This is a genomic window from Streptomyces cyaneochromogenes (genome assembly GCF_003963535.1).
Taxonomy (GTDB): Bacteria; Actinomycetota; Actinomycetes; order Streptomycetales; family Streptomycetaceae; genus Streptomyces; species Streptomyces shaanxiensis.
This window is the reverse complement of sequence record NZ_CP034539.1, coordinates 9,772,041-9,798,156: the sequence shown is the minus strand read 5'-3', so window position 1 is coordinate 9,798,156 and position 26,116 is coordinate 9,772,041. Positions and strand designations below refer to the sequence as shown.

Annotated in this window: 23 protein-coding genes and 1 pseudogene; 8 read left to right on the top strand and 16 right to left on the bottom strand. The window is 72.0% G+C overall.

Features of this window, described 5'->3' with window-relative positions; all coding sequences use genetic code 11:
- Positions 1–18: 18 nt before the first annotated feature.
- The 6 genes and pseudogenes from EJ357_RS43960 to EJ357_RS43945 form a co-directional block, all read right to left on the bottom strand.
- On the bottom strand, positions 19–1,989 hold the full coding sequence (locus EJ357_RS43960) for a potassium transporter Kup (protein ID WP_126397888.1): 1,971 nt from the start codon (positions 1,987–1,989) through the stop codon (positions 19–21).
- A 326-nt stretch (positions 1,990–2,315) separates the two neighbouring features.
- Positions 2,316–2,789: an MFS transporter gene (locus EJ357_RS49875; RefSeq protein ID WP_228472796.1), complete on the bottom strand. Its 474-nt coding sequence runs from the start codon at positions 2,787–2,789 to the stop codon at positions 2,316–2,318.
- Positions 2,786–3,001 carry a hypothetical protein gene (locus EJ357_RS49870; RefSeq protein WP_228472795.1) on the bottom strand — a complete coding sequence of 72 codons (216 nt, stop codon included), beginning with the start codon at positions 2,999–3,001 and terminating at the stop codon, positions 2,786–2,788. The genes EJ357_RS49875 and EJ357_RS49870 overlap by 4 nt, the downstream gene beginning before the upstream one ends.
- Before the next feature lie 22 nt (positions 3,002–3,023).
- Positions 3,024–3,455, bottom strand: coding sequence for an MFS transporter (locus EJ357_RS49865; RefSeq protein WP_228472794.1), 432 nt, complete (start codon positions 3,453–3,455; stop codon positions 3,024–3,026).
- Between the two features lie 20 nt (positions 3,456–3,475).
- Positions 3,476–3,880 (bottom strand): annotated as a pseudogene (locus EJ357_RS43950) (PLP-dependent transferase); the annotation flags it as partial.
- Positions 3,877–4,905, bottom strand: coding sequence for an isopenicillin N synthase family dioxygenase (locus EJ357_RS43945; RefSeq protein WP_126397886.1), 1,029 nt, complete (start codon positions 4,903–4,905; stop codon positions 3,877–3,879). The pseudogene EJ357_RS43950 and the gene EJ357_RS43945, both read right to left, overlap by 4 nt.
- 618 nt (positions 4,906–5,523) lie before the next feature.
- On the opposite strand from EJ357_RS43945, the gene EJ357_RS43940 reads away from it, so the two are divergent.
- Genes EJ357_RS43940 through EJ357_RS43925 form a run of 4 tightly spaced genes read left to right on the top strand, consistent with a single transcriptional unit; the run spans position 5,524 to position 9,636 of the window.
- The gene (locus tag EJ357_RS43940) at positions 5,524–6,885 is read left to right on the top strand and encodes a bifunctional o-acetylhomoserine/o-acetylserine sulfhydrylase (RefSeq protein ID WP_126397884.1); all 1,362 of its coding nucleotides are present in this window, start codon (positions 5,524–5,526) and stop codon (positions 6,883–6,885) included.
- Complete coding sequence (gene metX / locus EJ357_RS43935) at positions 6,882–8,078, top strand: homoserine O-acetyltransferase MetX (protein WP_175647889.1); 1,197 nt, start codon at positions 6,882–6,884, stop codon at positions 8,076–8,078. Before EJ357_RS43940 ends, metX begins: the two co-directional genes overlap by 4 nt.
- Before the next feature lie 55 nt (positions 8,079–8,133).
- Positions 8,134–8,751, top strand: coding sequence for a nitroreductase family protein (locus EJ357_RS43930; protein WP_126397881.1), 618 nt, complete (start codon positions 8,134–8,136; stop codon positions 8,749–8,751).
- A gap of 54 nt (positions 8,752–8,805) precedes the next feature.
- A complete protein-coding gene (locus tag EJ357_RS43925; protein ID WP_126397879.1) occupies positions 8,806–9,636 on the top strand; it encodes a DUF1684 domain-containing protein in 831 nt (276 codons plus the stop codon).
- 70 nt (positions 9,637–9,706) lie between these two features.
- Here the strand turns inward: EJ357_RS43925 and EJ357_RS43920 are convergent, their stop codons facing one another.
- The 10 genes from EJ357_RS43920 to EJ357_RS43880 all read right to left on the bottom strand — a co-directional run bounded on the left by EJ357_RS43920 (position 9,707) and on the right by EJ357_RS43880 (position 21,852).
- Complete coding sequence (locus EJ357_RS43920) at positions 9,707–10,624, bottom strand: LLM class F420-dependent oxidoreductase (protein ID WP_175647748.1); 918 nt, start codon at positions 10,622–10,624, stop codon at positions 9,707–9,709.
- 400 nt (positions 10,625–11,024) lie between these two features.
- Positions 11,025–12,152 carry an LLM class flavin-dependent oxidoreductase gene (locus tag EJ357_RS43915; protein ID WP_126397875.1) on the bottom strand — a complete coding sequence of 376 codons (1,128 nt, stop codon included), beginning with the start codon at positions 12,150–12,152 and terminating at the stop codon, positions 11,025–11,027.
- The gene (locus EJ357_RS43910) at positions 12,145–13,227 is read right to left on the bottom strand and encodes an LLM class flavin-dependent oxidoreductase (protein ID WP_126397873.1); all 1,083 of its coding nucleotides are present in this window, start codon (positions 13,225–13,227) and stop codon (positions 12,145–12,147) included. Before EJ357_RS43910 ends, EJ357_RS43915 begins: the two co-directional genes overlap by 8 nt.
- Positions 13,224–14,600, bottom strand: coding sequence for an NtaA/DmoA family FMN-dependent monooxygenase (locus tag EJ357_RS43905; RefSeq protein WP_126397871.1), 1,377 nt, complete (start codon positions 14,598–14,600; stop codon positions 13,224–13,226). Before EJ357_RS43905 ends, EJ357_RS43910 begins: the two co-directional genes overlap by 4 nt.
- A gap of 21 nt (positions 14,601–14,621) precedes the next feature.
- Positions 14,622–15,830 carry an LLM class flavin-dependent oxidoreductase gene (locus EJ357_RS43900; RefSeq protein ID WP_126397869.1) on the bottom strand — a complete coding sequence of 403 codons (1,209 nt, stop codon included), beginning with the start codon at positions 15,828–15,830 and terminating at the stop codon, positions 14,622–14,624.
- Positions 15,831–15,912: 82 nt separating this feature from the next.
- Positions 15,913–16,047, bottom strand: coding sequence for a putative leader peptide (locus tag EJ357_RS50645; protein ID WP_323378091.1), 135 nt, complete (start codon positions 16,045–16,047; stop codon positions 15,913–15,915).
- 11 nt (positions 16,048–16,058) lie between these two features.
- Complete coding sequence (locus tag EJ357_RS43895) at positions 16,059–16,805, bottom strand: GNAT family N-acetyltransferase (protein ID WP_126397867.1); 747 nt, start codon at positions 16,803–16,805, stop codon at positions 16,059–16,061.
- Positions 16,806–17,031: 226 nt separating this feature from the next.
- Entirely contained in the window at positions 17,032–17,643 is a 612-nt protein-coding gene (locus EJ357_RS43890) for a nucleotidyltransferase domain-containing protein (protein ID WP_126397865.1), read from the bottom strand.
- A 603-nt stretch (positions 17,644–18,246) separates the two neighbouring features.
- Positions 18,247–20,934 (bottom strand): pyruvate, phosphate dikinase, encoded by a 2,688-nt coding sequence (gene ppdK / locus EJ357_RS43885; protein WP_126400852.1) that lies wholly within the window; start codon positions 20,932–20,934, stop codon positions 18,247–18,249.
- A 15-nt stretch (positions 20,935–20,949) separates the two neighbouring features.
- Complete coding sequence (locus EJ357_RS43880) at positions 20,950–21,852, bottom strand: universal stress protein (RefSeq protein WP_126397863.1); 903 nt, start codon at positions 21,850–21,852, stop codon at positions 20,950–20,952.
- Between the two features lie 181 nt (positions 21,853–22,033).
- Between EJ357_RS43880 and EJ357_RS43875 the strand changes: the two genes are divergently transcribed.
- From EJ357_RS43875 to EJ357_RS43860, 4 genes are all read left to right on the top strand, one after another.
- Entirely contained in the window at positions 22,034–22,858 is an 825-nt protein-coding gene (locus EJ357_RS43875; protein WP_126397861.1) for a universal stress protein, read from the top strand.
- Positions 22,859–22,973: 115 nt separating this feature from the next.
- Positions 22,974–23,480 (top strand): hydrogenase maturation protease, encoded by a 507-nt coding sequence (locus EJ357_RS43870; protein ID WP_126397859.1) that lies wholly within the window; start codon positions 22,974–22,976, stop codon positions 23,478–23,480.
- Positions 23,477–25,768, top strand: coding sequence for a carbamoyltransferase HypF (gene hypF, locus EJ357_RS43865; RefSeq protein WP_126397857.1), 2,292 nt, complete (start codon positions 23,477–23,479; stop codon positions 25,766–25,768). Before EJ357_RS43870 ends, hypF begins: the two co-directional genes overlap by 4 nt.
- A 6-nt stretch (positions 25,769–25,774) precedes the next feature.
- Positions 25,775–26,032 carry a HypC/HybG/HupF family hydrogenase formation chaperone gene (locus EJ357_RS43860; protein WP_126397855.1) on the top strand — a complete coding sequence of 86 codons (258 nt, stop codon included), beginning with the start codon at positions 25,775–25,777 and terminating at the stop codon, positions 26,030–26,032.
- Positions 26,033–26,116 lie beyond the last annotated feature (84 nt).

Genomic DNA, 26,116 nt, shown 5'->3' with positions numbered 1-26,116 from the left:
ATGCCTTCCGCGGCGCGGCTACACCTCGATGTGCGAGCCCATGATGACCGTGCGGTCGCGCGGGAGGCTGAAGTACTCGGCGGCGTCGGCCGTGATGTAGGACGTGGCGATGAACAGCCGCTTGCGCCAGGGCGCCATGGTGCGTGCCTTGCCGCGCCGCAGCTCGATCTTCGACAGGAAGTAGGAAGCGTCGTCGAGCCGCAACGGCCCTTCGGTCGCGGACGGGTCGAGGAGCGCCAGGGTGCCGGGCACGTCCGGGATGTCCATGTAGCCGAACCGGGCGGTGACGTGGATGATCCCGTCGTCGGCGTAGCCCAGGTCGTCCACGACGACCCGCTGGTCGGCCGGGACCCGGGGCACCGGCTCGGTCTGCAGGGCGAGGATCACGACCTGCTCGTGCCGGACGTGGTTGTGCTCGACGTTGGCCCGCATGGCCAACGGGGTGGTCTCCTTGCCCCGGTTGAGGAAGACGGCCGTGCCGGGGACCTGGCGCGTCGCGGCCTTGCCGCTGCGCAGGTCGTCGACGAACTCGGGCAGCGGCCCTTCAGCGCGCGCCCGTGCCGCGGTGACCAGTTCACGGCCGCGCTGCCAGGTCGTCATGACGGTGAAGGCCGTGAGGCCGATCAGCAGCGGCAGCCACGCTCCGTGCACCAGCTTGGTCATGTTGGCCGCCACGAACAGCAGGTCCACGAGGAGGAGCACGCCCCCGCCGACGGCGAGCAGCCACTTGGGCGTTCCCCACTTGGCGCGGGCGACGTAGAAGAAGAGCAGGGTGGTGATGGTGATGGTGCCGGTGACCGCCATGCCGAACGCGTAGGCCAGCGCCTCCGAGGAGCGGAAGGCGAAGACCAGGGTGAGGACCGAGACCATCAGCAGCCAGTTGATCCAGGGGACGTAGATCTGGCCGATGGTCGACTCGGAGGTGTGCGCGATGCGCAGCCGCGGCAGGTAGCCGAGCTTGGCCGCCTGGGAGGCGACGGAGTACGCGCCGGTGATCACCGCCTGGGAGGCGATCACGGTGGCCGCCGTCGCCAGCAGGACCATCGGCCAGCGCCCCCAGTCGGGCACGAGCAGGAAGAACGGGCTGCTGATGTTCGCCGGGTCGTCGAGGATCAGCGCACCCTGACCCATGTAGCTGAGCACACAGGAGGGCAGGACGAGGACCAGCCAGCCCCGGGTGATCGCCCGGCGGCCGAAGTGCCCCATGTCCGCGTACAGCGCCTCGGCGCCGGTGACCGACAGGACGATCGCGGCCAGGGCGAAGAAGGCGGTGCCCCAGTGGCCGAACAGGAAGCCCCACGCGTACGTCGGCGACAGCGCCTTGAGGATGTCCGGGTGGTCGGTGATGCCGACGACGCCGCACGCGCCGATCGCCACGAACCAGGCGATCATCACGGGCCCGAAGATCCTGCCCACCGCCGCGGTTCCCCGGCGCTGCACCAGGAACAGCAGCACGATGATCACCGCGGTGATGGGCACGACCGCGTCCTCCAGCGACGGCTCGACGACCTTGAGCCCCTCGACCGCCGACAGCACCGAGATGGCCGGGGTGATCATGCTGTCGCCGAAGAAGAGCGACGCGCCGAAGATACCGAGCGCGGCCAGGACGACGGCGGCTCTGCGGCCGCGCTGGGCGTTCCAGCGCCGCAGCAGGGTGATGAGCGCCATGATGCCGCCCTCGCCGTCGTTGTCGGCGCGCATCGCGAGCAGTACATAGGTGACCGTCACGATGATCATCACGGACCAGAACACCAGGGACACCACCCCGTACACGTTGTCCGTGCTGACCGGGACGGGGTGCGGGTCGTCGGGGTTGAACACGGTCTGGATGGTGTAGATCGGGCTGGTCCCGATGTCGCCGAAGACCACGCCGAGGGCACCGACGACCACCGCGAGCCGCACGGTCTCCCGTGCGCTCGCCCCGTGCCCCTGCGGCGCCCGCGCCGCGGATTCGCCGCCCGGCTCGGTCCCCTGCCGGTGATCGGCCATGGTGATCCTCCTCCTCGCGGCTGCGGTGCCGTGGGCCGGTGCGTCGGGGCGGACGATACCGATGGCCGAAGCGATCGCCGCCGTGTGCGAGCCACGTCGTCGCGAACGGTCTCGGCGCGCTGCCCGACCGTGCGACCTGTCGCGGCGATCGCGCTCCCTCCTGTCTCCTCTGCTGCGCCGATCTTCGCGCCGCGGTGCCCTTCGGGCCACCTGAGGAGCTGCGCCACGACCGCGTCCCTTGACCGGTTCCCTGCGTGCGGCCGTACATGCGTGACGGGGACGGCGCCTGGTTGGGGCCGGGGCGGCCGCTGCGGCATGAGGGTGGGTCAGGTGCGCGGGGAGGGGGGCCGGAGGGGTGAACAGGGCTCTGCCCACGCCCCTGTCCCTCGGCGTGCTGCCGGATCGGTTCGTGTGGCTGCCCGGCGCAGCGGTGACAGGACCAGGGCTACGGCGAGCAGGCCGGCGCAGACGCAGGAGGCCAGGGCGTAGCCGGCCCGGGAGTGGCTGCCCTGCGGCGGGCCGGGTGCGGTGTGCAGGTGGACCGCGGAGACGGCGCTGAAGCAGACGGCCGCCGCGATGCGCTGGGCCATCTGCAGGATGCCGCCGCCCACTCCGGCGGCTTCCGCGGGGGCGTGCTGGAGCACTTGGGTCTGGTTGGGCGACACGCTCAGTCCCGAGGCGGCGCCGGCCACCAGTTGCGTTCCGGCGAGTGCCACCGGCAGCGCCGCCATCGGCACGCAGAGCGCGACCACCGCCCCGGCCGGCGCGGCACCGACCCCCAGGACGAGGCCGACGGTCACCGTGCACGGTCCGATCCGCCGCACCAGGCGCCAAGCGAGCCCTGAGGTACGCCCATGGCGACGGCCGAGGCGAGCGTGACGGCCGCCGTGAGAAGGGCGGACAGCCCGAGTCCGTCCTGCAGAAAGACGGTGAGCACGAGCGACGCGGCCAGCGAGGCGCCGAACTGGGCCATGGCGACAGCGGTGCCCAGCAGGTAGGGCCTCGAAGACATCAGCCCGGGACGGACCAGCGGCTCACGGCCTTGGCGCACGCGCAGTCGCTGGTGCACGGCGAAGAGGACCGCCAGGGCACGCCGGACAGCGGTCCAGCCGGGAGTTCTTGGCGGTGCGCCGGGGCGGTGGGAGCAGGCGGGCCGCGAGGGCCAGGGTGGCCACCGCGCAGGGTGCGCTCAGCAGGAGGCAGGACAGCCAGCCCGTCTCGGCGCCGAGTCCGGCGATGAGCGCACCCCCGAGTGGCGGGCCGAGCGCCACGGCGACGCCGGATGTGACCGCGTACATGCCCAGTGCACGACCGCGGGCCGGACCGCGGAAGACGTCCTGAATGGTGCCGATCACCTGGGAGTTGACGAGGCCGGCCGCGGCGCCCTGCACCAGCCGCGCGCCGATCACGGGCCCGGCTCCCCCGCCGGTGGCCGCCGTCATCCCGGCCAGGAGAGAGACGGCCATCCCGGCCATGAAGAGTCGCCGTCGATAACGAAGTCGGCGAACGTGTGCTCCAGGAGGGTGCGGGTGCCGCCGTAGAGCGAGGACGAGGCGACGATGTGGTCGCCGGTGCGGGCCAGGTTCAGCAGCGCGAGCGAGGTCGCTGCCTGGCCGCTGGCCACGGCGACGGCCGCCGATCCGCCCTCCAGCGCCGCTATGCGCTCCTCGGCCACAGCCGTGGCCGGGTTGGACAGCCTGGTGTAGGCGTGGGTGGTGAGGTCGGCCAGTTCGAACGCCGCGGCGGCGTGCGCGGTGTCCCGGTAGACGTAGCCGGTCGTCTGGTGGATCGGCACGGCCCGCGCGCCCGTGGTGGGGTCCGGCACGGCGCCCGCGTGCACCTGCCGCGTCTCGAACTGCCAGCCCCCGCCGTGGTGTTGGGTGGTCGTCATCGGGCGGCACCCTGTCTGACCAGGACGTCCGCCCACCAGCGGTCGGCCACCCGTGGATGCGAGCGGAGCCAGCCGACGACGGCGTTCTCGCCGTAGGCCGCCAGAAGGGGGTTGTTCGGATCGTCGGTGACACCGCGACCGCGCGAGGCCAGCTCCGCCGGCAGGTGCAGAGGCTCGACGACGGCGTCGAGGCGGGGACCCAGGAAGAACGGGATGGAGTAGCGGTCGACGCCCGCCTGTGGGCTGACGACCCGGTGCCGAGTGGCCTTCAGATAGCCCTGGGTGGCGATCTCCAGCATCTCGCCGATGTTGAACACGAAGGCGCCGGGCACCGGCGCGGCGTCGATCCACTCGCCGTCCTCGCGCTGCACCTGGAGCCCGCCGACCTCGTCCTGCTGCAGGAGGGCCAGGTAGCCGTAGTCCTTGTGTGCGCCCACTCCCTGGTCGGCGTCCTGGGCGGCGCGCGGCGGGTAGTGGACGATCTTGACGTGGACGGCCGCCTCGTCGTCGAACCACTGGTCGAAGTAACCCTCGTCCTGTCCCAGCGCGGCTGCCAGAGCACGCAGCACCTCGCGGCTCACGCGGAGCGCCTCCGCCTGCCAGCGCAGGACGATGTCCCGCAGCTCCGGCTGCGCGGACGGCCATTGGTTGGGGCCGATCAGGCGCAGGTAGTCGGGGTCGCCGGGGCCCGTGTCGAGCGCCGCGCGTTCCGGGCCGATGTCGATCTGCTCGCGCCAGTCGGCGTTGCCCTCGGTGTACTCGGTCCCGGTGCGCGTGTAGCCGCGGAACTGTGCGGAGTTGATGTTCTCGATCTCCAGCCGCCGTTCCTCCGGCAACGCGAAGAAGGTGCGGGCCGCACCGAGGATCTCGCCTTGCAGCGATGCGGGGACACCGTGCCCGGTGACGTAGAAGAAGCCCACCTCGTGGGCCGCGGAACGGAGTTCGGCGAGGTATGCCTCGCAGTCCGTGTCCGGGGCGCGGAAGCGGGAGATGTCGATCACGGGCAGGGCTGTGGGCTGGGCCATGGGTTGTTCCTTCGTGGGGGCAGCCGACCGGTCACGGCGGCACGCCGCAACGGGGCTGCCGGGTAGGTCAGTTGCCCGAAGGGTGCGCCGAGAGCGGGGTGGGACAGGAGAGAAGTGTCGGGGTCGTCGGCCGTCGAACGGCGATCAGCAACAGACCTCGTCGAACTGGTCGGCGCGGCGGCTCACCCAGAACGGGTCGAGCAGCACCGTGTGTGCCTGGCCAGTGGTTTCCATAGGCCGGATCAAAGCACACCCGGCAGGGTGCGTCCACTGTGCGCCTCGATCGGCGGCCCGCGCCCGGTGTGCTGGTGCGCGCCTGCCCCGGTGTGGTTACCTGGCTCCATGACCGTGCTCGTGACCCGCCGCCACGTCGACTACGTGCGTGTCACCACCACGGGTTGTTCCGCCGTGAGCTGACTCCGCCCTCCGGCGTTCGACCAGCCCCCTCGGGCATCGGACGAGCCTTTCTCAGGCCTTCCGGCTTTCCCTCGGCGTTCGAACAGCCAGTCCCACCACACCGCGCTGACCGCTGCCCGCGCCCGGGCACACCTCCTCAGCCTGCGGTTTCCTCGCTTCCCCCGCACCCACGGCAGCGCCGTACCCGCACCAGGGAGAACCATGAGCCAGCCCATCGACTCCGTCACCGCAGGCCACACCCCCGAGGACGCGCCCTCCGGACCCGACACCTCGGCGTGGTCCTTCGAGACCAGGCAGATTCACGCCGGTGCCGTGCCGGACCCGACGACCGGCGCCCGCGCGACGCCGATCTACCAGACGACGTCCTTCGTGTTCCGGGACACCCAGCACGCCGCCGACCTGTTCTCGCTCGCCGAGCCGGGCAACATCTACACCCGCATCCACAACCCCACCCAGGACGTCTTCGAGCAGCGCATCGCCGCCCTGGAGGGCGGGGTGGCGGCCGTGGCGCTGTCCTCCGGGCAGGCCGCCGAGACGCTGGCGATCCTCACGCTGGCGAGCTCCGGGGACCACATCGTCTCCAGTACGTCGCTGTACGGCGGCTCGTACAACCTGTTCCGGCACACGCTGCCGAAGCTGGGCATCGAGGTGTCCTTCGTGGACGACCCGGACGACTTCGAGGCCTGGCGGGCGGCGATCCGGCCCCACACCAAGGCGCTGTTCGCGGAGACGCTGGGCAATCCGCGCGGCAACGTGCTGGACGTGCGGGCGGTCGCGGACGTGGCGCACGAGGCGGGAGTGCCGCTGATCGTGGACAACACGGTCCCGACTCCCTATCTCCTGCGGCCCATCGAGCACGGCGCCGACATCGTGGTGCACTCGGCGACCAAGTTCCTGGGCGGGCACGGCACCGCCATCGCGGGTGTGGTCGTCGACGGCGGCACCTTCGACTTCGGCGCGCACGAGGAGCGGTTCCCCGACTTCACCGATCCCGACCCCAGCTACCACGGTCTGCGGTACTGGCCGGCGCTCGGGCCGGGCGCCTTCGCCGTCAAGCTGCGCGTGCAGTTGCTGCGCGACCTCGGGCCCGCCCTCTCGCCGCACTCCGCCTTCCTGCTGCTGCAGGGCGTGGAGACGCTCAGTCTGCGCATCGAGCGGCACTCGGCGAACGCCCAGGCCCTGGCGCAGTGGCTGGAGCAGCGTGACGAGGTCGCCGCCGTCCACTACCCGGGACTGGAGTCCAGCCGCTGGTTTGCGGCGGGCCAGACGTACCTGCCGCGCGGCGCGGGTGCCGTGGTCTCCTTCGAGCTGCGGGACGGGGTCGAGGCGGGGAAGCGGTTCGTGGACGCGGTCGAGCTGTTCAGCCATCTCGCCAACATCGGCGACGTACGCAGCCTCATCATCCACCCGGCGTCGACCACCCACAGCCAGCTCGACGAGAACCAGCTGGCGGCCACCGGCACCTCCCCCGGCCTGGTGCGTCTGTCCGTGGGCATCGAGAACCTCGTCGACCTCAAGGCGGACCTGGAGGCCGGGTTCCGCGCGGCGAAGGGCGCGTCCTGAACACCGTACTGACACCGTCGCAGGTCCCCCTCCCGCCGGCCTCCGGGGCCTGGCGGGAGGGGGACCCGCCCGGGCGTCGCCGGTGGTACGCGCGCGAGGGCCCGCTTCCGTTGGAGGCCGGCGGTGAACTGCCCGGTGTGCGGCTGGCGTTCGAGACCTGGGGGCAGCTCGCGCCGGACCGGTCCAACGCGGTGCTGGTGCTGCACGCCCTCACCGGCGACAGCCATGTGGCCGGGCCCGTCGAGCCGGGTCATCCCACGCCCGGTTGGTGGGACGGGCTCGTCGGCCCCGGGCGCGCGCTCGACACGGACCGCTGGTTCGTCGTGGCGCCGAACGTGCTCGGTGGCTGTCAGGGCAGTACCGGCCCGTCCTGCGCGGGCCCGTCGGGCCGGCCCTGGGGCGGGGACTTTCCCTTCCTGACGCAACGTGACCAGGTGGTGGCCGAGGCCGGACTGGCCGATGCGCTGGGGATCGGGAGGTGGGCCCTGGTGGTCGGCGGTTCGATGGGCGGGATGCGGGCGCTGGAGTGGGCGGTGGCGTATCCCGAGCGGACGGACGCCCTCCTGCTGCTCGCCACGACGGCCGCGTCGAGCGCCGAGCAGATCGCCTGGGCGGACATCCAGCTGCACGCCGTCCGCTCCGACCCGAACTGGCGCGGCGGCCACTACCACGGCGCGGGATCCGATCCCCAGGCCGGGCTCGGTCTGGCCCGGCGGATCGCTCATGTCACGTACCGCAGCGAGCCGGAACTCCAGTTCCGCTTCGGCCGCTTGCCCCAGGGCGAGGAGGATCCCTGGAGCGGCGGCCGGTACCAGGTGGGGTCCTACCTCGACCATCACGCGGCCAAGCTGGCGCGTCGTTTCGACGCGGGCAGTTACGTCGTGCTGTCCGAGGCCATGAACAGCCACGACATCGGCCGCGGCCGCGGCGGCGTGCGCTCCGCCCTGCGCCGGGTGACCGCCAGGACCCTCGTGGCCGGGGTCGGCTCCGACCGCCTGTACCCGCCGTCCCAGCAGGCGGAGCTGGCGGCGGGGATCACCGCGGCGGACGACCTGCGGGTGATCGAATCGCCGTACGGCCACGACGGCTTCCTGATCGAGGTGGAACAGGTCGCCGCGCTCGTACGCGAACTCCTGCACGCCGATCCCCCACCGACAGCACGGGAATCACGACGCCCCGGCAGGCGTTCGTGACAACCTCCGACGGCGCCGAGAAGTAAGCGGCCCTTGAACCGAAGAAAGGCAGCGCATGTCACCTCGCACCGCGACCACAGCCGTGGCCGTCCACCCGCTGCTCGCCGACCGCTGGAGCCCGCGCTCGTTCGACGCCACGCACACGATCACCGACGAAGAGCTGGTGCCCCTCCTGGAGGCGGCCCGCTGGGCGCCCTCCGCCCGCAATCTGCAGCCATGGCGCTTCCTGGTCGGACGGCGCGGCGACGAGGCGTACCGGCGTCTCCTCGCCACCCTTGTGCCCGGCAACCAGCTGTGGGCCGGGAACAGTTCCCTGCTGGTCGCGGCGGTGGCGGCGGAGCGGCGGGAGGACGGCACGCCGCACCAGGGTGCCGCCTACGACACCGGTCTGGCGGTGGCCCAACTCTCGGTGCAGGCGCATGCCTTGGGACTGCATGCCCATCAGATGGGCGGCTTCGACCCTGAACGGCTGCGCGTGTCCCTGGGCGTTCCGGACGGCTACCGGCCACTCTCCATCACCGCGATAGGGGCCCTGGCCGCGGCGGACCTCCTCCCGAAGGAGCTGCGCGACCGCGAGACCGCCGCCCGCGAACGGCGACCGCTTACGGAGACGTTCTTCGCGGAGAGCTGGGGCGACCCGCTTCCGGTCGGCACCGACGCCTCACCGTCCTGACCCTTCCCTCGCACCCCACCGACCATCGACACCCCGTGTTCCGCAGGAGTACACATGACCGTCCAGGACTCCCCCACCCGCATCGAGACCTTCGCCGCCGCATGGGAAGCGTGGCATCGTCGGAAGGATTCCGCCCTCGCCCATGAGCACGGATTCCTCGCCGTCACCGGCCTGCACTGGCTGGCCCCCGACCCCCAGCGCTTTCCCGACGCGCCGGGCACCTGGTCGACGGGCCACGACGGCGTCACCGTCGTGCTCGACGAGGGCGAGGAACTCGTCGTCGACGGCACCGCGGTGCGCGGGCGGCACCGGTTCGGTGTCATCCCGGAACGCGGTGGCGTCAACGCCGTCTGGGGCGACGCGGTGATCGAGATCGCCAAACGCGGCGGCCTCGACCTGATCCGGCCACGGCACCCGGAGCATCCGCTGCGTACCGAGTTCACCGGGACACCCGCGTACGCGCCGGACCCCCGCTGGGTGGTCACCGGCACGTACACGCCGTTCCCGCAACCGCGGCCGATCACCGTGGGCGCCGCCGTCGAAGGGCTGCAGCACGTCTACGACGCGCCGGGCAGGATCCGATTCCGGATCGACGACGGCCAGGCCCTGGGTCTGACCGCGTTCAACGGGCACGCACCGGGCAGCCTCATGGTGCTGTTCACCGACGCGACCTCCGGCGTGACCACGTACGCGGCCAGTCGCGCCCTGCAGGTCGAAGCGCCCGGACCCGACGGCACCGTGGTGCTGGACTTCAACCGCGCCACCAACCTGCCGTGCGCCTACACCGACTTCGCGACCTGCCCGCTGCCGCCCGCCGAGAACCGGCTCCCCGTAGCGATCGAGGCCGGCGAGAAGCTCCCTCACGAGCGGAAGCCGATCGCGTAGCACGCGGGTCCCCTCGGCGGCGGCGTTCCTCGCCGCCGCCGAGGGCCGACGCACTGCGGCACGCCTCAGCTCAGCCGGCTGCCAGCTCTCCCAGCAGCTTCCAGGTGCGGAGCCGGTCGGCCTCGCCGGCCAGCTCCGTCGTGGTGAACACCACCTCCGTCGCCCCGGCGTCCCGGTATCGCCGCACCTCGGCGGCGACGGCCTCCTCGTCACCGATCACGGCCAGGTCGGCGGCCCGGGAGCCACCGGAGAGTTCGATGACCCGCTGGTAGGAGGGGAACCGCTCGTAGAACGCGAGGGCCTCGGTCGCGGTCTCCCGTACGGCCTCGGCGTCAGCGGTGACCACGCCGGGAACGAACGCCACGATCCGCGGCGCCGGGCGGCCCGCCGCCTCGGCCGCCGCGGTGACGGCCGGGACGATGTGCTCGGCGAGCGCGCGCGGACCGGCCAGGTACGGAAGGATGCCGTCCGCGAGTTCGCCGGAGACGCGCAGCGCTTGCGGCCCCATGGCCGCGACCAGGATCGGCACCGGCGGTTCGGCGCCCGGCACCGCCGCGGACAGGGGTGTGGTGGCGGTCAGCAACTCTCCGTGGAAGTCGGCGCTGCCCGTTTCGACGAGTTGGCGCAGGGCGGTGAGGAACTCGCGCAGGCGGCGGATGGGGCGCTCGTACGGGAGGCCGAAGCCGGTCTCCGTCAGCTCTCTGGTGCCGAGCGCGAGCCCGAGGTGGTAGCGGCCGCCGGTGGCCGCCTGGGCGGTCTGGGCCTGGCTGGAGACGAGAAGCGGGTGGCGGCCGAAGACGGGGATCGCGGCTGTCCCGACGTGCAGTCCGGGCGCTTCGCGGCCGACGATCGCGGCCAGCGAGGGGGAGTCGTAGGCGAAGGTCTGTCCGAACCACGCGGAACGTAATCCGGCCTCGTGGGCCTCCCGCGCGAGCTGCACCGTGCCGTCGATCCGATGATGGAGAGGGAGCGCTACTCCAGTAGTCATATCCCAGGCAACCGGCGTGCTCTCGACCGGCATTCCTGCTCGCGTATGACAGGTTCGTGGCTTCCGTGTAACGCGGCCCTGCAGGCCGTGACGCCGCCGCGGAGGGCGGGCGGCCCCGCGACGCGGCGGAGATGCCGCCGCCGCAGTACAGGACGCCCGGCGAGGCGGACCCGGCGTGCACCGCGCCGAGCCTGGCGGCCCCTTCGGCCGGCTCCCCGCGGAGAACGCCGTGGCTCTCCTCGACGGCTACCGATCCGTACAGCCGCTCAGCGCCGCCCCGGCGTTGCTGTCGTTGGTGGGTTCACCGGTGCGGACGGCCGCCGTCTGCCCGACAGGATCGCGGCCGTCGTCACCGACGGTGTCAGGAGGCGGCCCGCGCCGCCTGCGCACCGATGACCCGTCACCTCCGGCTCCACTCCTGCGCCAGCAGCTCGTACGACCTCACCCGGTCGGCGTGGTCGTGGGTGATGGTCGTGATGAGCAACTCGTCGGCCCCGGTGGCCTCCTGGAGCTGCTCCAGGCGGTCGGCCACCCGCCCCGGCGAGCCGACGAACTGCGTGTCCACGCGGTCCCGCACCAGTTCGCTGTCCTCGTCACCCCACTCAAGGGCACGGGCCTGCTCCGGCGTCGGGAACTCGATGGCGCCCTCGGCCGTGCGGATGCTGCGGACCCAGGCCGCGTATCCGGTGGCGAGCTCACGGGCCGTCGCGTCGTCCCGCGCCACGACCACGTCGGCCGAGACGCTGACGTACGGCTTGTCGAGGAAGTCGGAGGGCTGGAAGAAGGCCCGGTAGCCGTCCACCGCCTCCAGCACCGTGGCCGGGCTGACGTGGTAGTTCGCGGCGAACCGCAGCCCCCGCGCGCCCGCCGCCTCGGCGCTCTGCCCGCCGCTGCTGCCCAGGATCCACAGCTCGACGTCGGCGCCCTCGCCCGGCACGGCGCGCGCCTCGACGCCTTCCGGGGAGCGGTAGGTGCCGGCCAGCAGGGCGAGGATGTCGTCGATCTGCTCGGCGTAGTCCTGCGACTCGGCGCCGGGCAGCAGGAGGAGCTTGCGCTGAAGGGCGATCCGGGGTGAGCCGAGGAGACGCTCGAAGGAGAAGCGGGGCGGGATCAGCAGGCCGTTCGGGGCCCTGCCGTCCACGACCGGGGTGGCCGTCTGCTGCGGGGCGGCCCGCTCTCCCGGCGGTCGGCCGCCCGAGCGGCCCAGGCCGAGGTCGAGGCGGCCCGGGTGCAGGGCGTCGACCAGGCCGAACTCCTCGACCGTGCTCAGCGCGGTGCGGTGGCCGAGCTGTACGGCGCCGGAGCCGAGCCGGATCGTGGAGGTGGCGGACGCGGTCAGCGCGAGCACGACCGCGGGGGACGTGCCCGCGACGCCCGGGTTGAGGTGGTGCTCGGCGAACCAGTAGCGGGCGTAGCCGAGGCGCTCGGCCTGCTGGGCGAGGTCGATGGAGTTGCGCAGGGCGTCGGCGGCCGTCGAGCCGGACGGGATCGGCACCAGGTCGAGAACGCCGAGGGGTATGTCAGACATGGGCGGGCTCCTCGGTGACGGGCAGGACCGGTCCCCAGGGGAAGGGCGGGTCCGGGATCTCGCGGCGCAGGACGGGGGCGACCTCGGCCTGGAAGAGCTCCAGCGAGTCGCGGTGCTGAGTGTCCGTCAGTCCGCTGGCGTCCGCGTGCAGATGGAGCACGGTGTGGCCGAACTGCTCGTGGTAGCGGTGCACCTTCTCGATGACTTGCTGCGGGCTGCCGATCAGCGCGGAGCTGCGCTCGACGAAGTCCTCCAGGGTCTCGAAGACCACGGGCAGGCCGAACCGCCGCTGGAACTCAAGGTTCGCCTCGAAGATCGGCCGGTACACCTCGAGGGCGTCCTGGGAGGTGCGGGTCACCAGGAGTCCGGCCGTGCCGGCGCCGACCGCGATGTCGGCCGGGTCGTGGCCGTAGTGCTCCCATCGCTCGCGGTAGTGGCGGATCAACTCGGCGTACGGCTCTATGGGGTGGGTGACGTTCGCCGAGAACAGCGGGTCGCCGTAGCGGGCGGCCAGGTCCACCGACTCCCTGCTGGTGGCGCTGCCGTGCCAGACCCGGACGGGCTGCTGGTAGGGCCGCGGCCACACCTCGGCGTCGGTCAGTTCGGGCCGGAAGCGGGTCTTGGCGGTGACCTTGTCCTGCCGCCAGATCTGCCGGAACACCTCGTAGCTCTCGGCGTTGCGGTCCCACTGGTCCTCGGGCGTGACGTGGAACAGCTCGCGCTGGGCCGCGCCGTTGCCCTTGCCGATGATCAACTCCAGGCGGCCCTCGGCGAGATGGTCGAGGGTGGCGTAGTCCTCGTAGGCCCGCACCGGGTCCAGGAGGCTGAGGGTCGTCACGGCGGTGAACAGCCGGACGCGCCGGGTCAGTGCCGCTATGTGGCTCAGGACGACGGTCGGTGAGGACGAGATGAACGGCCGCTCGTGCCGCTCCCCCACGCCGAAGCCGTCGAAGCCCAGTTCCTCGGCGAGCAGCGCGTTGTCGAGGACCTCGCGGAACCGGTCGTGGGTCGGCTTGTGCACTGCGGTGACCGGGTCCGGGCGGTGCACGATCAGGGTGATGGCGAGGAACTTCACGACGCCGCCCGCTGCTCACCCGATACGTCGTCCGGGTGGGCCAGGCCCAGTTGATGACGCAGGGTCGGGCCCTCGTACTCGGTGCGGAAGACGCCCTGTTCCTGGAGCAGCGGGACGACCTTGTCGGCGAACTCGTCGAGGCCGCCGGGAGTGATGTGCGGGACGAGGATGAAGCCGTCACTGGCGTCTGCCTGCACGAAGTCGTTGATGGTGCGGGCGATGGTCTCCGCCGAACCGATGAAGTTCTGCCGGTTGCCGGTCTCGATGACCAGGTCGCGGATCGACCAGTTGTTGGCGGCGGCGAGCTCGCGCCACTCGCGGGCGGTGGCCAGCGGGTCGCGGTACATGCGGACCTGGGCACGGCCCTTGGAGATGTGGTGGTCACTGACGTCGGGGTCGATGTCGGGGAGCGGCCCGTCCGGATCGTAGGCGGACAGGTCCCGGTTCCAGACGAACTCCAGGTGCTTGAGGGCGGTGGCGCCGCTGACCTGCAGGCGGCGCACCTGCTTGGCCAGTTCCTCGGCCTCGGCGTCGGTGTCGGCGAGTGTGAAGGTGGCGGCGGGCAGGATCAGCAACTGGTCGTCGCGGCGGCCGTACTTGGCGAGGCGCTTCTTGACGTCGGTGTAGAAGGCCCGGCCCGCTTCGAGGGTTGCGTGCCGGCTGAAGATCGCGTCGGCTTCGGAGGCGGCGAACTCGCGTCCCTCCTCGGAGTCGCCGGCCTGGAAGATCACCGGGCGGCCCTGCGGGGAGCGCGGGACGTTGAACCGGCCGTGGATGTCGAAGTGCTGCCCGGTGTGGACGAAGGCTCCGGCCTTCGCGTCCCGCAGGAAGGCACCGGTCTCCTGGTCGGCGAGGATCTCGTCGCCGTGCCAGGAGTCGAAGAGTTCGTTCGCCGTGGCCAGGAACTCCCTGGCGCGGGAGTAGCGCTCCTCCTGCGGCAGGAATCCGCCGCGTCGGAAGTTCTCGCCGGTGAAGGCGTCCCAGGAGGTGACGACGTTCCACGCGGAGCGGCCGCCGGAGAGGTGGTCGAGGCTGGCGAACTGGCGGGCGACCTCGTAGGGCTCGTTGAAGGTGGAGTTGATGGTGCCGGTCAGTCCGAGGTGTTCGGTGACGGCGGCGAGCGCGGCGAGGACGGTGAAGGTGTCGGGGCGGCCGACGACGTCCAGGTCGTAGATCTTCCCGCCCTGTTCCCGGAGCCTGAGCCCCTCGGCGAGGAACAGGAAGTCGAACTTGGCGCGTTCGGCGGTCCGCGCGAAGTGCACGAAGGAGCTGAACTCGACGTGGCTGCCCGCCTGTGGGTCGCTCCAGACGGTGGTGTTGTTGACGCCGGGGAAGTGGGCGGCCAGGTGGATCTGCTTCAGCGGCTTGCTCATGGTCGTGGACGTCCCTCCGGCTCAGGCGTTCGCGGCGGCGTAGCGGTTGGCGGGGCGGGGCAGGCCCAGCAGCCCGCGCAGGGTGTCGGCCTCGTAGGCGCGGCGGAAGACGCCCCGGCGCTGGAGTTCGGGGACCAGGCCCCGGGTGATCGCCGGGAGGTCGTGGCCGGCGACGGCGGGACGCAGCCGGAAGCCCGTCAGCCCGGCGCTCTGCAGTTCCTGGAGCAGATCGGCGAGTTGGTGGGGAGTGCCGGTGAATATCAGCGCGTCACTCGTGTACGGCTCTCCCGCGAGGGCCTCCAGCCGTTCCCGCCGGGCGGTCGCGGCGGCCGGGTCGTCGTCGAGGAAGACCACCAGGTCGCCGAAGACGTGCAGGGTCTCGGCGGCTCGCCCCGCCGCGCTCTGCTCGGCGCGGATCCGGGCGACGACGGCGCGGGCCTCGTCGGCGTCGTACGGGGTGACATAGCCGATGTCGGCGGCGCGGGCCACGAGCCGGTAGGGAATGGCGTCGTGGGCCAGGGCGCTGACGATCGGCTGACCCTGTGGCGGCCGGGGCGTGATCGAGGGGCCCTTGACGCTGAAGTGCCGGCCCTCGAAGTCGATGTAGTGCAGCTTGTCGCGGTCGATGAAGCGGCCGGTGGCGGCATCCCGGATCTCGGCGTCGTCCTCCCAGCTGTCCCAGAGCCGGCGCACCGCCTCGACGTGGTCGGCGGCCTCGTCGAACAGGTCCGTCACCACCCCCTGCGCGGCCGGGCTGTCGTAGGCCTCGATGCGGGGGACGGTGCGGCGGCCGAAGTGCGCCGCTTCGTTCGGGCGGGCGGTGATCTGCACGCGCAGGCCGGCGCGGCCGGCGCTGACGTAGTCGAGGGTGGCGATGGCCTTGGAGATGTGGAACGGCTCCGTGTGTGTGGCCACCACGGTCGGTACGACACCTATGTGCCGGGTCAGCGGGGCGACGCGGGAGGCGATAAGGACGGCGTCGAGACGGCCGCGAACCTGGTCGGTGCGCTCGTCCGGGTCCAGCCAGTGGGAGGACTGCGGGCCGAGACCGTCCTCGATGGTCACGAAGTCGAGCAGCCCGCGCTCGGCCTCGGTGACCAGATCGGCCCAGTACTCCGCGGTGAACAGGTCCCGGGGGCGGGCCACCGGCTCGCGCCAGGAGGCGGGATGCCAGCCCGTTGCGTCCAGGGCGACGGCAAGGTGCAGGAAAGAAGGGGGAGTTGAGGACACGAGTCGGTGCCTTCCTGAAAGTCCGTGGCGAGAACGCCGGGCCCTCACACACAAGTGGGGGCAACGGCGGTGAAGGAACGGGTCAGGAACAACAGAGCGCGCCGGCCACGCGCTGGAGATCGATGTGGGGCCGGGAGTGGAGATGGACGGCGTGGAATATGTGCGTCACGTCCGCCACCTCCGTCCGTCGGGGCGCGCGCTTCGGCGCCTCGCACATCTCGTCGTCAGTCACAACGCCCCGACCTCGCGCGGTGTTCCCGGACTGCGGACCAGCAGGATGGGCGAACGGCGGCGCAGGGTGAAGCCGATGGACTCGTACAGCCGGATCGCCGGCGTGTTGCCGGCGGCGGCGTGCAGGAACGGGACGTCGCCGCGGGCGCGGATGCCCGCCGCGACGGCACGCACGAGGCGCGTGGCCAGACCGCGGCTGCGATGCTCGGGGTCGGTGCAGACGGCGCTGATCTCCGTCCAGCCGGGCGGCCGGATCCGCTCGCCGGCCATCGCGATCAGCCGCCCCTGGTGCCGGATGCCGAGATAGGTGCCCAGTTCGACGGTGCGCTTCAGGAAGGGGCCGGGCTTGGTGCGGGCGACCAGGTCGAGGATCTCGGGAACGTCGTCGGGACCGAGCCGTACCGCTTCGGGGGCTGGTTCGGCCCGCAGTGCGGTGTCGACGAGTTGTACTCCCACTCCGCCGCCGACCACTTCCCATCCGGCGGGAACCTCTTCAACCGGCTTGACCCGTACGACGGTTCCGGGACCGACGAGCGTGCGCAGGTCGGCCCAGGCGGCCGGGTCGGCCGGATCGGCGAGGGCGGCGAAGTCGTAGACGTCGGCGGGGTAGCGGGCGGCGCGGCCGAGCCGTTCGGCGAAGCGGGCGTGCGGGCCGGACAGTGCGGCCCAGATCGCGTTGTCCAGGAGGGGCGTGCTCGGGTCGGCCAGGGCTTCGCCACCACGAACGTCGATCGAATGTGCCACGGAGGCGGAGTCCTTAGGGGTCGAGGAGGGTCCGGGACCGGGGTTCAGCTGCACGGGACGTCTTCAGGGGGCGGGCTGCCGCTCCGAGGGGGTCACCCCACCATGTCTAGCAGGAAGTTGAGGGGTAGATCATTGCAGGTGCATGAATTCCGTCGCGGGTGGCTCGGGCAGTCCCGGAGGACGGCAGAAAACGATCTTCCGGGAACCGTTCCAGGAGGTTCGAGGGTCACGTCTCCAGGCGCCCGGCCCAAGGGTGCGCCCCGTACGTCATGGAGATCGCGTCGACGAGCCACTGTCGCTGCTGATCCGTGAGCACGGGCAGCACGGCGTCGAAGTCCTCCTCGTCCTTGGGGCGAGGCGCCTTGGCCTTGTAGTAGAGCTGCACTTCCGGAGCCAGAAAGGGAACGCCCTCGGCCGTCGTCATCCCCAGCGTGCCGATGGGCCTGCGCACCCGGGGATCACGCCGCGACACCCATTCCTGACCGTGGGACTCGTCCAGCATGATCTGAACACGCCAGGGATCGGCGAGCCCGGGCCGGCACCAGATGTCATGGACTCCCCGGGGCAGGACCTCGCCGGACGCCCACGGACGCAGGCTCCCCGGCGGATCGGCGGCCCACCACTGCCAGCCCGACAGAACCTGCTGCACCACTCGCTGGTCACGCCGCAACAGCAGGACGTCGATGTCCCCGTGGGGCCGGATGCGACGCCCCACCGCGAGCTCGATCGCAAGACCGCCGGCCACCCACCAGCGGCACTCCAGGCCGGAGAACCTCGCGACGACCTCGCCCAGAGACGCGGGCTCCCACCTGCCGAACGGGGCTTGCAGACGTGTCATGCCGCTCATTCTCCTGCGGCCGCCCGGGGCGGCGCGGAGCACGGATCGCAGAGCCCTCCGTTCCGCCCACGTGCCCTTCGCTGCCGCAAGGTCGATACTGCCGAGAGCAGGGTTCTGACCTGCGACGCCGATCAACATCTCGTAGTTTGGTGCGGCCGCAGGTCAGGACCATGCTGTGGACCCGTTGGTCAGCAAACTCCCAGCATGAGTCAGGAGATTGCACGTTGGCGACCCAGCTCATACGCGGGATGGGCACCTTCTTCAAGCACTGTGCCTGCGCCCGGCAGAGCCGTTGCTCTCACCCTTACGCCATTCGCTATCGCAACGCTACCGGCCGCCAGCTTGAGGCGACAAACGATCGTGCCCCACGGAGGCGATTGCTGCCTACTACGCCCAGGCATGCCAATCAGGCCAAAATCCATGCGCTGGGCGGAGGCTCATGGATACGCCGAGCTACCCGGGCCGGATGATGTGTGTGGCGTCGTCGCCCAGCCCAGCAACGACCCCGCCGGGTCTCCGGCGCGGCCGGCCGGTCCCGCCCGCACAGGCTCGGTCCTGCTGTCCAGCGCGATGCACCGCTGCCGGGGCACTCACCCATGCGCCTCACCTGGTGTCGCTGGTCCCGGTGCGGTCGGTGACGGCAGCCCGGCCCGCCTCCAGCCGGGCCGCCGGAATGCGGAACGGTGAGCAGGAGACGTAGTCCAGTCCGGCCCGGTGGAAGAAGTGGATGGAGTCGGGGTCGCCGCCGTGCTCACCGCACACCCCTGTCTGAAGGCGGGGGTTGACGGCGCGTCCGGCCTCCACGGCCAGCTCCACGAGCCGCCCGACGCCCTCCTGGTCGATCGAGTCGAACGGCGACACCTCGAAGACTCCCTTCTCGAGGTACAGCGGGAAGAAGGACGCTTCGGCGTCGTCGCGGGACAGTCCCCACGTGGTCTGGGTGAGGTCGTTGGTGCCGAAGGAGAAGAAGTCGGCGGCTTCGGCGATGCGGCCGGCGGTGAGGGCGGCGCGCGGCAGCTCGATCATCGTGCCGATCGGGCAGTCGAGGGTCGTGCCGGTCTCGGCCGCGACCTCGGCGAGAACGCGTTCGGCTTCGGTGCGGGCCAGGCGCAGCTCCTCGACCGTGCCGACGAGCGGGATCATGATCTCGGCGTGCGGCCGGCCTCCCGCGCTCAGACGGTTCGTCACGGCTTCGGCGACGGCCCGCACCTGCATGGCCATCAGGCCGGGCACGGCCAGGCCAAGGCGCACACCGCGCAGGCCCAGCATCGGGTTCTGCTCCTGCATGCGCTCGACGGCGCGCAGGAGGTCGCGATCGTGCGGGTCCGGGTTCGCCGCAGAGGCGAGGCGGACGGCGAGTTCGGTGCGGTCGGGCAGGAACTCGTGCAGTGGCGGGTCCAGCAGTCGGATCGTCACTGGCAGTCCGTCCATCGCCGTCAGGATGCCGATGAAGTCCTCGCGTTGCAGCGGCAGCAGGGCGGCCAGGGCCTGCCCGCGCGCCGTATCGTCGCGGGCCAGGATCATCGCCTCCACCAGCGCCCTGCGCTCGCCGAGGAACATGTGCTCGGTGCGGCACAGGCCGATGCCCTGGGCGCCGAGGGCACGCGCGCGTGCGGCGTCCTCGGGCGTGTCGGCATTCGCCCGCACCTCCAGGCGGCGTACGGAGTCGGCGTGGGCCAGCGCTCCCAGGACGGCCTCGGTGAGCGGTCCGGCTCCGGTGCCCGTCTCCAGCGCGCGGCCGACGTCGGACGCGGTGAGCGGGAGCGCGCCGAGGTGGACCGTGCCGGCGGTGCCGTCGACGGAGACGGTGTCGCCCTCGTCGACGACCACACCCGTTCGCGTGGTGAACCGGCGGGCGACCGGGTCGACGGTGAGGGCCTCGGCGCCGCACACGCACACCTTGCCCATACCCCGGGCGACGACGGCGGCGTGGCTGGTCTTGCCGCCCCGGCTGGTCAGCACCGCCTCGGCGGCGATCATGCCGGGCAGGTCGTCGGGGGTGGTCTCCCGGCGCACCAGGACCACGTGCTCGCCGGTCGCGGCCCGTCGTACGGCCTCGGCGGAGTCGAAGACTGCGACGCCGACGGCCGCGCCCGGCGAGGCGGGCACGCCGTGGGCGAGGGGCACGTCGGCCGGGGTGGTGTCGAAGCGGGGGAACATCAGCCGGGTCAGTGCGGCCCCGTCGACGCGCACCAGGGCCTCGTCGGCGCTGATCGTGCCGTCGGCACCCAGGTCGTGGGCGATGCGGAAGGCGGCCTCGGCGGTGCGTTTGCCGACGCGGGTCTGCAGGATCCACAGCTTGCCGCGCTCGACGGTGAACTCGACGTCGCACAGGTCGCGGTAGTGGTCCTCCAGGGTGCGCAGGTGGTCGCCGAGTTCGACGTACGTGCGCGGGGCGAGGACCTTCAGTTCGCTCAGGGGCAGGGCGTCGCGGACGCCCGCGACGACGTCCTCGCCCTGGGCGTCGGGCAGGTAGTCGCCGTACACGCCGCTCTCGCCGCTGGCGGGATCGCGGGTGAAGGCGACGCCGGTGCCGGAGTCCGGGCCGAGATTGCCGAAGACCATCGCCTGGACGTTGACTGCGGTGCCGAGGTCCTCGGGGATGTGTTCGCGCAGGCGGTAGACGCGGGCGCGTTCGCCGTTCCAGGAGTCGAAGACCGCGCGGATGGCGCGGGCCAGTTGTTCTGCGGGGTCCTGCGGGAAGTCCTCGCCGGTCTCCTTGCGGACGATGTCCTTGAACTCATCGGTGAGCTCGACGAGTTCACCGGTGTCGAGCTCGTGGTCGGTGGCGACCGCGCGCCGGGCCTTGTGGGCGGAGATGGCCTGCTCGAACAGGTCGCCGTCCACGCCCATCACGGTGCGGCCGAACATCTGGATCAGCCTCCGGTAGGAGTCCCAGGCGAACCGCTCTTGCCCAGAGGCCTTGGCGAGGCCGGTGACCGACTGGTCGTTGAGGCCGATGTCGAGGATCGTCTCCATCATGCCCGGCATGGAGAAACGGGCGCCGGAGCGCACGGACACCAGCAGCGGGTCGTCGGGCGCCCCGAGCGTGCGGCCCATGGCCCGCTCCAGGCCGGCCAGCGCCTGCGCCGCCTCGACGCCGAGCTCGTCCGGTTCCTCGCCTGTGGCCAGGTAGACCTTGCATGCCTCGGTGGTGACGGTGAAACCAGGCGGGACGGGCAGGCCCAGCCGGGTCATTTCGGCGAGGCCCGCTCCTTTGCCGCCGAGAAGGCCGGCCATGTCACGGCTGCCCTCGGTGAATTCGTAGACGTACTTGGTGGGCGCGCTCATCAGGTCCACGGCCTCTCACTCGTGGGGGACGACGGCCACGGGGCAGCCGACGTGATGGATGGCGGCGTGGGTGACCGGTCCGGTGCGCGGGCCGGCCGGGCGCTCGGTCATCCGGCGGCCGACCACGAGCAGGCTCGCCCCGGTGGATGCACGGACCAGAACCGACTGTGGGCGACCCTCGGTCACCGTCTCTGCCACCTCTACCTCGGAGTACTTGTCCCGCCAAACCTTCAGCACGGCCGTGAGGAAGCCGAGCCACTCGTCGGCCTGCTCCCGGCCGTTCACCAGCCCGATGTCACCGGGGCCGAGCCCCAACGGCGACCGCTCCTGCCAGGCGTGCACGACGTGCAGGCGCGCGCCGCGCAGCCGGGCCGCCTCGAAAGCGAACTCGATCACGTCGTCGCAGGGGTCGTCGAGGTCGATGCCCAGGACGACGTCCCGGTAGCCGGTGCGGGTGGACAGGTTGCCGTCGTCGTCCGGAAGATGCTCGTCTGTCGCCTCCTCACCCGCTCGGACGAGGACGACCGGGCGGGCGGCCCGTGCCACCACTCCCAGGGCGACCGACCCGACCAGGAACCCGGTGAAGCCACTGAGGCCGCGCGATCCCAGTACCAGCAGCTCGGCCTGCTCGGCAGCATGCAGAAGGGCGCCGGTCGCGGGTCCCTCGATCTGTTCGTCGTCGAGTTTGACGCCGGGGCAGGTACGGCGGATGCGGTCCTCGGCCTGGCGCAGCGCACGCCGGGCCAGATACCGCTGGACCGCAGTCGCCGACGCGTCGGCTCCCTCGCGGGGATGCCAGCTCCAGACGTGCACCAGCTGCAGCGGCCGGTCCCGGCGCGCCGCCTCACGGGCGGCCCACTCGGCGGCGGCGAGGCTCTCGGCGGATCCGTCGACTCCGGCCATGACGGGCGGAAGCATGGCGCGCACCTCCTGTGGTCGGTCTGCTCCTCGGTGCCAGCGTCGGACCGCGGTTCACGGGCGGGTATGGGCCGCCAGGGCTCCGACGCGGGTCCGTTCGGCCCCTGTGTGCGGGCCGCCTCCCCGGCGACGCTGGGCTTGCCCGGGCACCGAGTTCCCCTCGGGCGGAAGGCGGCACGTCATGCAGCGAGTGATCATCACCGGCGTCGACCGGTCGGCACGCAGCCGTGCCGCGGCCGACTGGGCCGCGCGCGAGGCGCTGTCGCGTGAACTGCCTTTGCGGGTGGTCCACGTGTCGCCGCCGGACGGTCCGGAACCTGCCGAGCAGTGGCCGTACCGCCCCGAGACGGTGGCGGACCGTGTGGTCGCCGAACTCACCGACCGGCACCCGGCGTTGCGGGCTCAGGGCCTGCACCTTTGCGGGGCTCCGGTGGCGGCCCTGCACACAGTGACCGGGGACGCGGAGCTGCTCGTGCTCGGTCTGCGAGGCGAAGGCAGTCATCCCAGGGTCCCCGTGGGCTCGACCGCCATGGCTCTGGCCCGGTCCTGCGAGCGGCCGGTGGTGCTGGTCCCCGGCAGCCTCCCCGGCGAGAGGTTTCCCGGCCATGCCGAGGCCGTGACGCTCGGAATCGATGCCCGCAATCCGGCGAGCCGGGCCGTCGGCGTCGCCTTCGAGGCGGCCCGACTGCGCGGCACACCGCTGCACGTGGTTCATGCCTGGACGCTCCCCCTGCAGGCGGCGCAGCGGCCCTTCCCCGTCCTGGAGGAGGATCGCGCCACCTGGGAGGACGACGAGGTACAGCGGCTGTCGGACGCGCTGCGGCCGTGGCGCGGCAAGTATCCGGAGGTCGACGTCCTGGAGGACGTCGTCCTGCTCGCCCCGGACGTGGCACTCGCCCATGCCGCCGAGAGCTCCGGTCTCGTTGTGGTCGGCCGCCGCTCGGGCCGTACGGCACTCGCGCTGCTGCGGCACGCCATGTGCCCGGTCGCGGTCGTGCCGGTGTAGCGCGCAACGGGATTACGGCGCCGACAGGCGGGGCGGACGCCGGGGAGGGTTGGCCCCAGGACCGGGGTCGTTCGGCCCATGCGGCGCACAGCGGTCGTGGCCCACGGTGGGGGGCATGAGGAGCCGCGGTCGGATCGCCGTGATCGGCGTCGGGAACGAGTTCCGGCGCGACGACGGTGTGGGCTGGGCCGTACTCGCCCGGCTGCGCGAGCGGAGCGAGGACCGGCCGTTGCCGCCGGACATCGACCTCGCGATCTGCGACGGCGAGCCGGGTCGGCTGATCGGTCTGTGGGAGGGCGCCCACCTCGCGGTCGTCGTCGACGCCGCGCACACCCACCCGGGCACCCCCGGCCGCGTGCATCGCCTCGAACTCGACGCCGGGCTCCTCGCACAGCCCGCGACCACGAGCTCTCACGGGCTGGGGCTGGGTGAGGCGGTCGAGCTGGCCCGGGTGCTGGGCCTGCTGCCCGAGCGGCTGATCGTGTACGCCGTCGAGGGCGCCGCGAGCGAGCTGGGCACCGGCCTCTCCCCTGCCGTCGCGGACGCGGTGGAGCCGCTCGTGCGGTCTGTCGAGGACGAGATCGCGCGGAACGCGGACGTCTCAGCCAGGGGGCGGACATGACCGTGCGCCGTTTCCTCGTCGAAGGCATCGTCCAGGGTGTCGGCTTCAGGCCCTTCGTCTATCGCACCGCGTCCGAGCTAGGTCTGGCCGGCTGGGTGGCCAACGTCAACGGTCATGTCGAGGGCGAGGTCACCGGCCCGCCGCGCACGATCGAGGAGTTCGCCGCCCGCCTGCGCACCGACTCACCGGCCCTCGCCCGGGTGCGCCGCGTCCAGCTGACCGACGGTGTGCGGCAGTCGCCGTACGACCAGGGTTTCCAGGTACGGCTCAGCGCCCCTGGCAGCCCGGCCACGGCACCTCGAGAGATCCCGCCCGACGCGGCGATCTGCGACGCCTGCCTGGGCGAGCTGTACGACCCGAACGACCGCCGCTACCGCTACCCGTTCATCAACTGCACCGACTGCGGCCCCCGCGCCACGATCATCGAGGACCTGCCGTACGACCGGATCCGCACGACCATGCGCCGCTTCCCGCTGTGCGCCGCGTGCGCCGCCGAGTACGCCGACCCCGGCGACCGGCGCTTCCACGCCGAACCCGTCGCCTGCCCCGTCTGCGGTCCCCGGCTGGCCTGGGAGGAACTGCGTGGTGAGGAGGCGCTGCGGGCGGCGGTGAAGACGGTCGACGGGCGCGGGATCGTCGCGTTGAAAGGGCTGGGCGGCTACCAGCTGGTGTGCGATGCGGGCGACCCGGCGGTCGTGACGGAACTACGGCGCCGTAAGGGCCGTCCGGCGAAACCGTTCGCCGTGATGGTGCCGGACATCGAGGCGGCCGCGCGGCTTGCGCAGATCAGTGCCGGCGAGCGACAGGCCCTCACCTCTCCGGAGCGCCCCGTGGTGCTGCTGGGCAGGCGCCGGTTGCGTGGGCGCACGGCTCCGCTCGCTCCCGAAGTACACCCCGGGCTGACCCGGGTCGGCCTGTTCCTGCCCACCACCGGCCTGCACCACCTCCTCCTGGACGAGCTGGCCCGGCCCCTTGTGGTCACCAGCGGCAACCTCAGCGACGAGCCGATCGCCATCGACGACGAAGTGGCGCCGGGCGCCCTGGCCGCCGTGGCGGACGGCTTCCTCACTCATGACCGGCCGATCCGGGCCCGGTACGACGACTCCGTGGTCCAGTTCACCGGGCGGACGAGGATCACGGTCCGCCGGGCGCGTGGACTCGCTCCCGCCCCGCTGCCGCTGGCCGTACGGCAGCCGGTGGCCGGGGCCGGCGCCCAGCTGAAGCACACGTTCACGCTGGCCGCCGACGGCCGGGCCCATATCGGGCCGCACACCGGGGATCTGGCCGATCTGCCGACGTACGACGCGTTCACGGCGTCGTATGCGCACCTCAAGGAACTCACAGGCATCGAACCGGTGGCCATCGCCCACGACCTGCACCCGGGCTATCTCTCCACACAGTGGGCCGAGGCACAGCCGCTGCACCGGATCCCGGTGCAGCACCACCATGCGCACGTGGCCGCCTGCGCGGCCGAACACGGCGTGCGGGGCAGGTTCCTCGGGGTCGCCTACGACGGGCTGGGGCTGGGCGACGACGGCACGTTGTGGGGCGGCGAGATCCTCGTCGCCGATCTGAGCGGCTACCGCCGCGTGGGCAGGTTCGCGCTGGCGCCCCTGCCCGGCGGCGACGCGGCGGTACGCCATCCCTCCCGCACTGCCCTCGGCCATCTGCTGGGCGCCGAGACGCTGGGCGCCCCGCGCCCGTATCCCTGGCTCACCCGGCCCTTCACCGACCGCCTCGACCCGGCCGAGGTCGATGTCGTGCGCGCCATGGTCGCACGGGACGTCAACTGCCCTCGTGCGTCGAGCGCCGGACGGCTCTTCGACGCGGTCGCCTCGCTACTGGGCCTCGCCGACCGGGCTACTTACGAAGGTGAGGCGGCCGTCCTGCTCGGAGCAACGGCGAGTGACGAGCATGCCGTACCGCTAGCCCATCGAGTGGTACGGGCTCGGGGCCTGTGGGTCTACGACTCCGTACCGACCCTGGCCGATCTACTGCGGCGGCAGCTGGACGGGGAGCCGGTGGCACGGCTGGCGGCGGCCTTCCACTCGACCCTCGCGATCGTCACGGGCGACCTCGTCTCACGGGCCGTGGCCGAGGGTGCGCCGCGCACGGTGTGCCTGGGAGGCGGCTGCTTCGTCAACCGGCGGCTGCTGACCGAGGTGAAGCGCCGGCTGCACGCTCAGGGGCTGCGCGTGTTGGTCGGCGGTCAGGTCCCGGTCGGGGACGGTGGCATCAGCTACGGCCAGGCGGCGGTCGCGGCCGCGCGGCTTGCCGGGGAGGGGTGAACGCGTATGTGCCTGGGCATCCCCGGCCGGGTTCTGGAGGTCCACGACGACACCGGTCTGCGCATGGCGACCGTCGACTTCGGCGGGATCCGGCGCGAGGTCTGCCTGAGCTGCACGCCCGAGGCGGACATCGGGTCGTACGTCATCGTGCACGTCGGCTTCGCGATCACCCAGGTCGACGAGGCGGAGGCAGAACGGACCCTTGACGTGCTGCGGGCGATGGCGGGCGCGGTGGAGGGTGAGCTGGGAGAGCCGCTGCCCTGAGCGTCGGCCCGCTCTGTCCGAGAACCGGCGGGCCGGCGAGGCCAACCTGCCCGTCGGTCGGCCTTCCTCGTACGGCCCCTCGAA

What these genes read in the sequence shown, in the direction of transcription:
- EJ357_RS43960 (WP_126397888.1), bottom strand. Translation starts at nt 1,989, where the DNA reads ATGGCCGATCACCGGCAGGGGACCGAGCCGGGCGGCGAATCCGCGGCG.
- EJ357_RS49870 (WP_228472795.1), bottom strand. Translation starts at nt 3,001, where the DNA reads ATGTCTTCGAGGCCCTACCTGCTGGGCACCGCTGTCGCCATGGCCCAG.
- EJ357_RS49865 (WP_228472794.1), bottom strand. Translation starts at nt 3,455, where the DNA reads ATGGCCGTCTCTCTCCTGGCCGGGATGACGGCGGCCACCGGCGGGGGA.
- EJ357_RS43945 (WP_126397886.1), bottom strand. Translation starts at nt 4,905, where the DNA reads ATGGCCCAGCCCACAGCCCTGCCCGTGATCGACATCTCCCGCTTCCGC.
- EJ357_RS43940 (WP_126397884.1), top strand. Translation starts at nt 5,524, where the DNA reads ATGAGCCAGCCCATCGACTCCGTCACCGCAGGCCACACCCCCGAGGAC.
- EJ357_RS43930 (WP_126397881.1), top strand. Translation starts at nt 8,134, where the DNA reads ATGTCACCTCGCACCGCGACCACAGCCGTGGCCGTCCACCCGCTGCTC.
- EJ357_RS43925 (WP_126397879.1), top strand. Translation starts at nt 8,806, where the DNA reads ATGACCGTCCAGGACTCCCCCACCCGCATCGAGACCTTCGCCGCCGCA.
- EJ357_RS43920 (WP_175647748.1), bottom strand. Translation starts at nt 10,624, where the DNA reads ATGACTACTGGAGTAGCGCTCCCTCTCCATCATCGGATCGACGGCACG.
- EJ357_RS43915 (WP_126397875.1), bottom strand. Translation starts at nt 12,152, where the DNA reads ATGTCTGACATACCCCTCGGCGTTCTCGACCTGGTGCCGATCCCGTCC.
- EJ357_RS43905 (WP_126397871.1), bottom strand. Translation starts at nt 14,600, where the DNA reads ATGAGCAAGCCGCTGAAGCAGATCCACCTGGCCGCCCACTTCCCCGGC.
- EJ357_RS50645 (WP_323378091.1), bottom strand. Translation starts at nt 16,047, where the DNA reads ATGTGCGAGGCGCCGAAGCGCGCGCCCCGACGGACGGAGGTGGCGGAC.
- EJ357_RS43890 (WP_126397865.1), bottom strand. Translation starts at nt 17,643, where the DNA reads ATGACACGTCTGCAAGCCCCGTTCGGCAGGTGGGAGCCCGCGTCTCTG.
- ppdK (WP_126400852.1), bottom strand. Translation starts at nt 20,934, where the DNA reads ATGAGCGCGCCCACCAAGTACGTCTACGAATTCACCGAGGGCAGCCGT.
- EJ357_RS43880 (WP_126397863.1), bottom strand. Translation starts at nt 21,852, where the DNA reads ATGCTTCCGCCCGTCATGGCCGGAGTCGACGGATCCGCCGAGAGCCTC.
- EJ357_RS43875 (WP_126397861.1), top strand. Translation starts at nt 22,034, where the DNA reads ATGCAGCGAGTGATCATCACCGGCGTCGACCGGTCGGCACGCAGCCGT.
- EJ357_RS43870 (WP_126397859.1), top strand. Translation starts at nt 22,974, where the DNA reads ATGAGGAGCCGCGGTCGGATCGCCGTGATCGGCGTCGGGAACGAGTTC.
- hypF (WP_126397857.1), top strand. Translation starts at nt 23,477, where the DNA reads ATGACCGTGCGCCGTTTCCTCGTCGAAGGCATCGTCCAGGGTGTCGGC.
- EJ357_RS43860 (WP_126397855.1), top strand. Translation starts at nt 25,775, where the DNA reads ATGTGCCTGGGCATCCCCGGCCGGGTTCTGGAGGTCCACGACGACACC.